Origin of the sequence: Dietzia sp. SYD-A1 (assembly GCF_015356725.1) — a bacterium.
Lineage (GTDB): Bacteria > Actinomycetota > Actinomycetes > Mycobacteriales > Mycobacteriaceae > Dietzia.
This window is the reverse complement of the sequence record NZ_JADDKI010000159.1, coordinates 19,951-30,434: the sequence shown is the minus strand read 5'-3', so window position 1 is coordinate 30,434 and position 10,484 is coordinate 19,951. Positions and strand designations below refer to the sequence as shown.

11 protein-coding genes are annotated in these 10,484 nt (G+C 68.6%); 10 read left to right on the top strand and 1 reads right to left on the bottom strand.

Features of this window, described 5'->3' with window-relative positions; genetic code table 11:
- From IY392_RS07655 to tuf, 9 genes are all read left to right on the top strand, one after another.
- Window positions 1–626 (top strand): acetyl-CoA carboxylase biotin carboxyl carrier protein subunit (locus IY392_RS07655; protein WP_304511142.1); only part of this gene is annotated, 626 nt, incomplete at its 5' end.
- 5 nt (window positions 627–631) lie between these two features.
- The gene (locus tag IY392_RS07650) at window positions 632–1,813 is read left to right on the top strand and encodes an acyl-CoA dehydrogenase family protein (RefSeq protein WP_107757068.1); all 1,182 of its coding nucleotides are present in this window, start codon (window positions 632–634) and stop codon (window positions 1,811–1,813) included.
- A 1-nt stretch (window position 1,814) separates the two neighbouring features.
- Entirely contained in the window at window positions 1,815–2,612 is a 798-nt protein-coding gene (locus tag IY392_RS07645; protein WP_194860890.1) for an enoyl-CoA hydratase family protein, read from the top strand.
- 66 nt (window positions 2,613–2,678) lie between these two features.
- A complete protein-coding gene (locus tag IY392_RS07640) occupies window positions 2,679–3,812 on the top strand; it encodes an NDMA-dependent alcohol dehydrogenase (protein ID WP_107757066.1) in 1,134 nt (377 codons plus the stop codon).
- A gap of 11 nt (window positions 3,813–3,823) precedes the next feature.
- Window positions 3,824–4,498 carry a TetR/AcrR family transcriptional regulator gene (locus IY392_RS07635; protein ID WP_182613745.1) on the top strand — a complete coding sequence of 225 codons (675 nt, stop codon included), beginning with the start codon at window positions 3,824–3,826 and terminating at the stop codon, window positions 4,496–4,498.
- Between the two features lie 176 nt (window positions 4,499–4,674).
- A complete protein-coding gene (rpsL, locus tag IY392_RS07630; protein ID WP_017838186.1) occupies window positions 4,675–5,046 on the top strand; it encodes a 30S ribosomal protein S12 in 372 nt (123 codons plus the stop codon).
- On the top strand, window positions 5,046–5,516 hold the full coding sequence (gene rpsG, locus IY392_RS07625; protein WP_017838187.1) for a 30S ribosomal protein S7: 471 nt from the start codon (window positions 5,046–5,048) through the stop codon (window positions 5,514–5,516). Before rpsL ends, rpsG begins: the two co-directional genes overlap by 1 nt.
- Before the next feature lie 201 nt (window positions 5,517–5,717).
- Window positions 5,718–7,829, top strand: coding sequence for an elongation factor G (gene fusA, locus IY392_RS07620; RefSeq protein ID WP_107757064.1), 2,112 nt, complete (start codon window positions 5,718–5,720; stop codon window positions 7,827–7,829).
- A gap of 176 nt (window positions 7,830–8,005) precedes the next feature.
- The gene (gene tuf / locus IY392_RS07615; RefSeq protein WP_107757063.1) at window positions 8,006–9,196 is read left to right on the top strand and encodes an elongation factor Tu; all 1,191 of its coding nucleotides are present in this window, start codon (window positions 8,006–8,008) and stop codon (window positions 9,194–9,196) included.
- A gap of 139 nt (window positions 9,197–9,335) precedes the next feature.
- Here the strand turns inward: tuf and IY392_RS07610 are convergent, their stop codons facing one another.
- Window positions 9,336–9,608 carry a hypothetical protein gene (locus IY392_RS07610; RefSeq protein WP_107757062.1) on the bottom strand — a complete coding sequence of 91 codons (273 nt, stop codon included), beginning with the start codon at window positions 9,606–9,608 and terminating at the stop codon, window positions 9,336–9,338.
- A gap of 550 nt (window positions 9,609–10,158) precedes the next feature.
- On the opposite strand from IY392_RS07610, the gene rpsJ reads away from it, so the two are divergent.
- Entirely contained in the window at window positions 10,159–10,464 is a 306-nt protein-coding gene (gene rpsJ, locus IY392_RS07605; protein WP_003938093.1) for a 30S ribosomal protein S10, read from the top strand.
- Window positions 10,465–10,484 lie beyond the last annotated feature (20 nt).

The following is a 10,484-nucleotide window of genomic DNA, read 5'->3' as shown; positions in this document are numbered from 1 at the left end:
TCTCGGCCCTCGCCGCCGCGCTGGTGTCCGGGACCGCCGACCACGCCGCCGGCCCCGTGCCCCTGGCCCGGGCCGGATTCCGCAACGTCGGCCGCACCCTGCAGAAGCGGACGCTGCGCCACGGCGAGAAGGACCTCGAGGTGGCCTATCTCCGCGACCGTTCCGGCGCCCACCCGGATGGCGATCTCGCGGAGATCGTCGACGTCGGCCGGGTCCGTCCCGCCGCGGTGGACCTCGAGATCAGGGGGGTGCGCCACACCTTCTGCGTACACCGGTACGAGGTGGCCGGCTCGGACACCGTCGTGGAGGTGGACTCGCCCCTCGGGCCGGTCTCACTCGTCGAACCGCCCCGCTACACCGATCCCGGCGCGGAGGTCGCCGCCGGGTCGTTGCTCGCCCCCATGCCGGGCGCGGTCATCCGGGTCGCCGTCTCCGTGGGCGACACCGTCACCGCCGGCCAACCGCTGTTGTGGATGGAGGCCATGAAGATGGAACACACCATCTCCGCGGCGGTGGACGGCGTCGTCAGCGAGCTCCCCGTCGAGGTGGGCACGCAGGTCGAGACCGGCACCACCCTCGCCGTCGTCACCGAGTCCGGCAGCACCGACCCCACCACCCAGGAGTGACCACGATGACCGACATCTCACAGATCCCCAACCCCGTCGTCGACACCGAGGAGCAGACGCAGCTCCGCAAGGTGGCCTTCGACCTGGGCTCGCGATACGGCATGGAGTACATGCGCGAAAAGTCCGACGCCGGTGAGACCACCGACGAGCTGTGGACCGAGGCGGGCAAGCTCGGGCTGCTGGGGGTGAACCTGCCCGAGGAGTACGGCGGCGGTGGGGCCGGCATGACCGAGCTCGCGATGGTCGAGGAGGAACTCTCCGCCGCGGGCGCCGGGCTGCTCATGATGGTGGTCTCGCCCGCCATCAACGGCACGATCATCTCGCGCTTCGGTACCGAGGAGCAGAAGAAGCGCTGGCTCCCGGGCCTGGCCTCGGGCGAGATCATCACCTCGTTCGCCATCACCGAGCCGGACGCCGGGTCCAACTCCCACGCCATCACCACCACGGCCCGCCGGGACGGCGCGGACTTCCTGCTCAGCGGGCAGAAGACCTACATCTCGGGGGTCGACCAGGCCGACGCGATCCTCGTGGTGGCCCGTCTCGAGGGCGCGACCAGCGGCAAGCTCCAGCCGGCGCTGTTCATGGTGCCCACCGACGCACCGGGCCTCGAGCGCACCCACATCCCCACCGAGGTGCGCACGCCCGAGCGGCAGTTCCAGCTGTACTTCGACGACGTCCGGTTGCCCGCCGACGCGCTCATCGGCGACGGCGACACGGCGCTGCTCATGCTCTTCGCGGGCCTCAACCCCGAGCGCATCATGGCGTCCGGCATGGCGATCGGGTCCGCGCGCTACGCGATGGACAAGGCCACGACGTACGCGAACGAGCGCTCCGTGTGGAAGACCCCGATCGGCGCCCATCAGGGGATCGCGCACCCACTCGCGCAGTGCAAGATCGAGCTGGAGCTGGCGCGTCTCATGATGCGCAAGGCCGCCGCGCTCGTGGACGCCGGCCTGGACGACCTCGCGGGCGAGGCCGCCAACATGGCCAAGTACGCCTCCGGCGAGGTCTCCGCCCGGACCGTCGACCAGGCCATCCAGACCCTCGGCGGCAACGGCCTGTCGGTGGAGTACGGCCTCGCCGGGATGCTCGCCGCGTCACGCCTGCCGCGCATCGCGCCGGTGAGTCGGGAGATGATCCTCAACTACGTTGCCCAGCACTCGCTCGGGCTGCCGAGGAGCTACTGACATGACCGCGCAGGGTGAGCAGGAGCTGGTGCGGTACGAGGTCTCGGGCGGTGCGGCCCGTGTGACCCTGGACTCGCAGCACAACCGCAACGCCATCTCCACCGCGCTGGTCGGGCAGCTGCACGCCGCGCTGGACCGGGCGGCCACCGACCACGACGCCCGCGTGGTGGTCCTCGGTCACGCCGGCGGCACCTTCTGCGCCGGCGCCGACCTCTCCGAGGCCTCCGCGAGCCAGGGGAGTCCCGAGGATCAGGCCGCCGAGCGGACCCGGGTCTTCCTCGGGTTGCTGCGCGCGATCCTCTCGCACCCCAAGCCGGTGATCGCCGCCGTGGACGGCCACGTCCGAGCCGGGGGGATGGGGCTGGTGGCCGCCTGCGATCTCGCGCTGGCGGGGCCGGCCTCGACGTTCGCGCTCACCGAGGTCCGCCTCGGTCTGGCGGCGGCCATGATCTCGGTGCCGCTCGCCGCGCGGATCACCTCGCGGGACCTCTCCCGCGCCCTGCTGACCGGAGAGAGGTTCGACGCCGAGCACGCCCGGCGGATCGGCCTGCTCACGGAGGCGGTCGAGGACCTCGAGGCCGCTGTCGGTGACCTCGTCGACGCGTTCCGGCCCTGCTCGCCGCAGGGACTCGCGGAGAACAAGGCACTGCTCGCCGCACCGATCCTGGCCGATCTCGACGCCCGGGGTGAGGAGCTGGCCGGGGTGACCGCACGCCTGTTCACCACCGCCGAGGTGGCCGAGGGGATGACGGCCTTCCTTGAACGCCGTCCGCCCTCCTGGGCGACGCCGGACGCGTAGCGTATGCGATGTCGTTGATGTGTGACCTCCCCCACATCGCCCGAGTTCGAACCGAGAGGTAATGCCATGCGCACCAGAGCAGCCATCATCCGTGAGCCCAAGCAGGACGCCTGGGAGATCGTCGACGTCGACATCGACGATCCCAAGGCCGGGGAGGTGCAGGTCAAACTGGCCGCCTCGGGCCTCTGCCACTCGGACGAGCACCTGCTCACCGGCGACCTCCAGTTCGAGACCTACCCGATCATGGGTGGCCACGAGGGTGCCGGTGTGGTGACGAAGGTGGGAGAGGGCGTCACCGGGCTGGAGGAAGGGGACCACGTCGTCCTCGCGTTCATCCCCGCCTGCGGCGTCTGTCCGCCCTGTTCGGAGGGCCTCCAGAATCTCTGCGACAACGGCGCCGGGTTGCTCAGCGGCCGGGCGATCAGCGACGACGGCTACCGTGTGCACACCGCCGACGGTCAACCCGTCGCCACCATGTGCGTCCTCGGCACGTTCGCGCCGCACGTCACCGTCCATCAGTCCTCGGTGGTCAAGATCGAGAAGGACATCCCGCTGGACAAGGCCGCCCTGCTCGGGTGCGGCGTCTGCACGGGCTGGGGCTCGGCCACGGAGATCGGTCAGGCCAAGGAGGGCGACGTCGTGGTCGTCGTCGGGGTGGGCGGAATCGGGATCAACTCGGTGCAGGGCGCGGCCGCCGCAGGCGCGCGTGTCATCGTGGCCGTGGACCCCGTGGAGTTCAAGAGGGAGAAGGCCATGGAGTTCGGGGCCACCCACACGTGTGCCTCGATGGACGAGGCCATGGCGCTGGTGGGGGAGCTGAGCTGGGGACGGATGGCGGACCTGGTCCTGCTCACGATGGGGATCGTGGAGGGCAAGGACCTGCTGCCCGGGTTGATGCTCACCGGCAAGGGGCGTCGCTGTGTGGTGGTGGGTCTGGGGGACATGATGGCGGTCGACGCGCAGATCTCCATCCTCGACCTGGCCATGCAGCAGAAGACCCTGCAGGGCGCGATCTTCGGTGGCACCGGACCCCGCAAGCAGATCCCGCACCTGCTCCACCAGTACCGCGCCGGCAACCTCAAGCTCGACGAGTTGGTCACCAGGACGTACCGGCTGGACGAGATCAACCAGGGGTACCAGGACATGCGTGACGGCAAGAACATCCGCGGTGTGATCATCTACGACGAGCAGGACTGGTAACAGGAGGACAGATGACGGCACCCGAGAAGCGGGCCCCCAAGCAGGACCGTAGCCGCCTGACGCGGGAACGACTCCTCGGTGCGTCGATCGACCTCCTCGCCACCCAGGGCTGGGCGGCGACCACCGTGGGGGCGGTGGCCGCCGCCGCCGGCGTCTCACGGGGTGCCGCCCAGCACCACTTCCCGACCCGGGAGGACCTCATCACCGCCGCCCTCGGGCACATGATCGAGCAGCGGCTCGAGGACGTGCGGAGGGTCGGCCTGGATCTGCCGGAGCCGGGTCCCGAACGCACGGTCGCCGTGGTCCGGCTGATCGTCCAGCACTACACCTCGGATCTCTTCAAGGCCGCGCTCCACGTGTGGACCGCCGCGGCCAGCGACCCGGCGCTGCGCGACCGGGTGCTCCCGTTCGAGACCCACATGTCCCGCGAGGTGCTGGTGATCGCGGCCGAGGCCCTCGGGTACGACCCCGCCGACCTCCGGGTGCGTCGGCCCCTGCAGGCGACCCTCGACCTGGCGCGCGGGCTCGGCCTCGCGGACGTGCTCTCCGATGACTCGGCCCGTCGCGAGAAGGTCATCCGGTACTGGGCCGAGACGCTGGACCTGATGCTCGCGCAGGTCCCGGCGGCGTCGGACCGGGGCCTGCCCCCCGGCCGCGTTTTGACCGATCCTCACGGGGGCGGTTAGGCTTGACCATCGTGCTCGCAGTACGCGAGCTGGAGGATCGTGCCCAGTAGGCCAGCGAGAGCGGCTGACGTGGTCGCCCGTGCGCCCGTCGGGGAGCGCGAGAGTCCGGATACGAGCAACGTCCCAGTGACCGGTGGTCGCCCCCGAGGAGGCCGCCAGCTAGAGAAAGTCGGTTCATGCCAACCATCAACCAGCTGGTCCGCAAGGGCCGCCAGGACAAGAAGTCCTCGACAGCGACGGCGGCGCTCAAGGGCTCGCCCCAGCGTCGTGGCGTGTGCACCCGTGTGTACACCACCACCCCCAAGAAGCCGAACTCCGCGCTGCGCAAGGTCGCCCGTGTGCGCCTGACCAGTGGCATCGAGGTCTCCGCCTACATCCCCGGTGAGGGCCACAACCTCCAGGAGCACTCGATGGTGCTCGTCCGCGGTGGTCGTGTGAAGGACCTCCCGGGTGTCCGTTACAAGATCATCCGCGGCTCCCTCGACACGCAGGGCGTGAAGGACCGCAAGCAGGCCCGCTCCCGCTACGGCGCCAAGAAGGAGAAGTAATGCCTCGTAAGGGTCCCGCCCCGAAGCGCCAGCTGATCAACGATCCGGTCTACGGTTCGCCGCTGGTCACGCAGCTCGTCAACAAGATCCTCCTCGACGGCAAGAAGACGACCGCCGAGCGCATCGTCTACTCCGCGCTGGAGATCTGCCGTGAGAAGACCGGGACCGATCCGGTCCTCACCCTCAAGAAGGCGCTCGACAACGTCAAGCCCGCCCTCGAGGTCCGCTCCCGCCGCGTCGGCGGTGCCACCTATCAGGTGCCCGTCGAGGTCCGCCCCGGGCGTTCCACGACCCTCGCCATGCGCTGGCTGGTGAACTTCTCCCGGCAGCGTCGCGAGAACAGCATGGTCGAGCGGCTCGCCAACGAGATCCTCGACGCCTCCAACGGCCTGGGTGCCGCGGTCAAGCGCCGCGAGGACACCCACAAGATGGCCGAGGCCAACCGGGCGTTCGCACACTACCGCTGGTGATCCAGCCGGGCCCCGGAGCGGGGGGGACGCCCACGGGGCGTCACCGCTCCGGGGCCCCCCGGCCGCCCCGAGGGTGGCATCATTGAACGAGGGTCGCCTCTCGCGTGAGCGAGTCACGGCACGGCCCAGGACAACAGACCCGGTCCGGACGGTCCACCATGACCGCCCGGCCCACCTAAGACTCATGATCGGGGATCATCCGTGGCACAGGACGTGCTGACCGACCTCAACAAGGTCCGCAACATCGGCATCATGGCGCACATCGACGCCGGTAAGACGACCGTCACCGAGCGCATCCTGTTCTACACGGGTGTCAACCGGAAGATCGGCGAGACGCACGACGGCGCCTCGACCACCGACTGGATGGAGCAGGAGAAGGAGCGCGGCATCACCATCACGTCGGCCGCCGTCACCTGCTTCTGGGACAACAACCAGATCAACATCATCGACACCCCGGGCCACGTCGACTTCACGGTCGAGGTCGAGCGGTCGCTCCGTGTGCTCGACGGCGCGGTCGCGGTCTTCGACGGCAAGGAGGGCGTCGAGCCCCAGTCGGAGCAGGTCTGGCGCCAGGCGGAGAAGTACGACGTCCCGCGCATCTGTTTCGTCAACAAGATGGACAAGATGGGCGCGGACTTCTACTACACCGTGCAGACCATCATCGACCGGCTCGGTGCCAAGCCGCTCGTCCTGCAGCTGCCCATCGGTGCGGAGGACGAGTTCGACGGGGTCATCGACCTCGTGGACATGAAGGCCCTCGTGTGGCCCGGCGTCACGCCGATCGGCACCGAGGCCACGGTCCAGGAGATCCCCGCGGAGCTCAAGGACAAGGCGGACGAGTACCGCGAGAAGCTCCTCGAGGCCGTCGCCGAGAGCGACGAGGCCCTCATGGAGAAGTACTTCGGCGGCGAGGAGCTGACGAAGGACGAGATCCAGGCCGCGATCCGCAAGATGACGGTGAACGCCGAGATCTACCCGGTGCTGTGTGGCTCGGCGTACAAGAACAAGGGCGTCCAGCCCCTGCTCGACGCGGTCATCTCCTACCTGCCCACCCCGTTGGACGTCGGCTCGATCCACGGTCACGCCGTCGGGGACGAGGAGACGGAGATCCGTCGTCAGCCGTCGAAGGACGAGCCGTTCGCGGCGCTGGCGTTCAAGATCGCAGTGCACCCGTTCTTCGGTGAGCTCACCTTCGTCCGCGTGTACTCGGGCCGGATCGACCCGAGCACCCAGGTCATGAACGCGACCAAGGGCAAGAAGGAGCGCGTCGGCAAGCTCTTCCAGATGCACGCCAACAAGGAGATGCCCGTCGAGGAGGCCGTGGCCGGCCACATCTACGCGTTCATCGGGCTCAAGGACACGACCACGGGTGACACCCTGTGCGACCTGAACAACCAGGTCATCCTCGAGTCGATGACGTTCCCGGCGCCGGTGATCGACGTGTCGATCGAGCCCAAGACCAAGGCGGACCAGGAGAAGCTCGGCACCGCGATCCAGAAGCTGGCCCGCGAGGACCCGACGTTCTCCGTCCGCCTGGACGACGAGACCGGTCAGACCGTCATCGGCGGCATGGGCGAGCTCCACCTGGACGTCCTCGTCGACCGGATGAAGCGTGAGTTCAAGGTCGAGGCCAACGTCGGCAAGCCGCAGGTCGCGTACCGCGAGACCATCAAGGGCACGGTCGAGAAGTACGACTACACCCACAAGAAGCAGACCGGTGGTTCGGGTCAGTTCGCCAAGGTCCAGATCCGTCTCGAGCCGCTCCCCCAGGAGCAGGTCGAGGAGGGCGAGACCTACGAGTTCGACGACAAGGTCACCGGTGGTCGCGTCCCCAAGGAGTACATCCCCTCCGTGGACGCCGGCATCAAGGACGCCATGCAGTACGGCGTCCTGGCCGGGTACCCGATGGTCAACGTCAAGGCGACCCTGGTCGACGGCGCGTACCACGAGGTCGACTCCTCGGAGATGGCGTTCAAGGTCGCGGGCTCGATGGCCTTCAAGGAGGCCGCACGCAAGTGTCAGCCGGTGATCCTGGAGCCGCTCATGGCGGTCGAGGTCATCACCCCCGAGGACTACATGGGCGACGTCATCGGCGACATCAACTCCCGACGCGGCCAGATCCAGGCGATGGAGGAGCGCTCCGGCGCCCGCGTCGTCAAGGCCAACGTGCCGCTGTCGGAGATGTTCGGCTACGTCGGCGACCTCCGGTCGCGGACGCAGGGCCGGGCCAACTACTCGATGGTCTTCTCCCACTACGCCGAGGTTCCGGCGAGTGTGTCCAAGGAGATCATCGCCAAGGCGACCGGCGAGTAACCGGTACTGGTCCCGCCCGGCCGAGAGGCAGGGGCGGGGCCGATGCCGGCGGCGCACGGTCGAACCTCCGGGTGGCCGCCGGTTCGTGCCCTCGACGGCACGATGAGTAAGATCAGATCCCACACAATGCAGTGCCCACCTCGAGGTGGGGACAGACCAGTCCAGGAGGACACACAGTGGCGAAGGCGAAGTTCGAGCGGACCAAACCGCACGTTAACATCGGCACCATCGGTCACGTCGACCATGGCAAGACCACCACCACCGCGGCCATCACCAAGGTCCTGGCGGACACCTACCCGGATCTCAACGACGCGTTCGCGTTCGACGAGATCGACAAGGCGCCGGAGGAGAAGGCTCGTGGTATCACGATCAACATCTCCCACGTCGAGTACCAGACCGAGAAGCGCCACTACGCGCACGTCGACGCCCCGGGCCACGCGGACTACATCAAGAACATGATCACGGGTGCCGCCCAGATGGACGGCGCGATCCTGGTCGTGGCGGCCACCGACGGCCCGATGCCGCAGACCCGTGAGCACGTGCTGCTCGCCCGCCAGGTCGGCGTCCCCTACATCCTCGTCGCCCTCAACAAGTGCGACATGGTCGACGACGAGGAGATCCTCGAGCTCGTCGAGATGGAGGTGCGTGAGCTCCTCGGCTCGCAGGAGTTCGACGAGGACGCCCCCGTCGTGCACATCTCGGCGCTCAAGGCGCTCGAGGGTGACGAGAAGTGGGTCCAGGCGATCCGCGACCTCATGCAGGCCTGTGACGACTCCATCCCGGACCCCGAGCGTGAGACGGACAAGCCGTTCCTCATGCCCGTCGAGGACGTCTTCACGATCACCGGTCGTGGCACCGTCGTCACCGGTCGTATCGAGCGTGGCCAGATCAACGTCAACGAGGATGTCGAGCTCATCGGCATCAAGGACAAGGCCACCAAGACCACCATCACGGGCATCGAGATGTTCCGTAAGCTCCTCGACTACGGCGAGGCCGGCGACAACGTCGGTCTGCTCGTCCGTGGCCTCAAGCGCGAGGAGGTCGAGCGCGGCCAGGTCGTCATCAAGCCGGGCGCGTACACCCCGCACACGAACTTCGAGGGCCAGGCGTACATCCTGTCCAAGGACGAGGGCGGCCGCCACACGCCGTTCTTCAACAACTACCGTCCGCAGTTCTACTTCCGCACCACGGACGTGACCGGCGTCGTGACCCTCCCCGAGGGCACCGAGATGGTCATGCCGGGCGACAACACCGAGATGAGCGTCGAGCTCATCCAGCCGGTCGCCATGGACGAGGGACTGCGCTTCGCGATCCGTGAGGGTGGCCGCACCGTCGGCGCCGGTCAGGTCACCAAGATCATCAAGTGATCGACTGACCCGTCGGGTCGGACGCGACGTCCGGACCGTATGACGAAGGGGCGCCCCACCGCGAGGTGGGGCGCCCCTTCGTCGTCGTCCCGAGGCTCGTGCCGTGGGGGCCGGAACGGGTGCCCGTCGCCGGAACGGGCTACCGGCGGCGACCGATGACGCTCATGGCCACCGAGAGTCCCACCGCGGCCACCCCGGCCAGAGCGGTCACCGCCACGGCGGCGACCTGCTCGGCGGTCGCGGCGTGATCCGGACGGCGGGGACCGCCGACGCCGTGCCGGCGGTCGACCTCCTCGAGGGCGCGGAGCATCGCGTCGGGGTCGCCGCCCTTGTCGGGGTGATGCCGCAGGACGGCTTGACGCCGGTCCCGCTTGTAGGCGGCGGGGTCGCGTGGTTCGCGTCGGCTGTTCACGTTCTGCACTCCTGGGGGACGAGGCGCCGAGAGGCTCTGATGGTTCGACGGTACCGAAGCCGAGGCGAGCCGCGCACGCCGTCCGCGACCGGTCGTCCGCGGCGATTTTGATCCCGTGGGGTCAGTGCGGCATACTGGTCGAGTTGCCCGGACAAGGCGGCGAACTCGTGTGGCCCTCGGGCCGCGGGCGAACCGGGTTGGTCGGGCGAGCACGACAGGGGCGGGTGAGCGATCACCCGCCGGAAAAGTGGGAGGGCGACACGCCCGACCGCGTGGACGCGTCGTGACACGTCAACAGCGGCAGCGGATCGGTTCCGCCGTCACCCTCGCCTCGCGGGAGTGCGGCTCTCCGTCCTCTGGAGGGCTCATCGTCGTGTCACGTTCGTGAGCGCACGACGGCGGCCCTCCACGACGGAGCACCGATGCACGAGACCGGGCGGTAGACGGTCTGACGGTGTCATGTACGACAAGCGAACACACCAGGTGTCCCCCGCGCAGCGAGGGCGCTCACGACAGCCGCCTTCACGGGCGGAGGGAGAAAGAGGACGAAGTGGCGGGACAAAAGATCCGCATCCGGCTCAAGGCCTACGATCACGAGGCCATCGACGCCTCGGCGCGCAAGATCGTCGAGACGGTCACCCGCACGGGCGCTCGTGTCGTCGGCCCGGTGCCGTTGCCGACCGAGAAGAACGTGTACTGCGTCATCCGCTCGCCGCACAAGTACAAGGATTCGCGCGAGCACTTCGAGATGCGCACCCACAAGCGGTTGATCGACATCCTCGACCCCACGCCCAAGACCGTGGACGCGCTCATGCGCATCGACCTGCCTGCCAGCGTCGACGTCAACATCCAGTGACCTCCGACCGAGCAGCGGTC